Annotated in this window: 1 protein-coding gene; it reads right to left on the reverse strand. The window is 60.1% G+C overall.

Going from position 1 to position 238, the window contains the following annotated elements; all coding sequences use genetic code 11:
- Positions 1-238, reverse strand: a 238-nt coding sequence (locus tag SB756_RS34970) for a flagellar basal body L-ring protein FlgH (protein ID WP_410913868.1), incomplete at both ends; no start/stop codon positions are given.

Raw genomic sequence — 238 nt, forward strand, 5'->3', positions numbered from 1 at the left:
GTGTTGCCCTGGGTAGCCTTGCTATCTCCCTTGGTGGTGCGCTCGCCGTTGTAGCCGGCCTCCAGTGACAGATCACCGCCGCCAAACGGGTTGTTGGTGTTTGGCGTAGTGCCGAACAGCGAAGTCAGGCCGATATTGGCGTTGCTGTTTTTCTGGATCTGCGAACCGGCGTTCTTGCTGGCGGACGTGCGCTCGTTCAGCGTGATGGTGATGATGTCACCCACCCGGAACGCCTTGC

The sequence above is a fragment of the Pseudomonas sp. SIMBA_068 genome, assembly GCF_046534705.1.
GTDB classification, from domain to species: domain Bacteria; phylum Pseudomonadota; class Gammaproteobacteria; order Pseudomonadales; family Pseudomonadaceae; genus Aquipseudomonas; species Aquipseudomonas putida.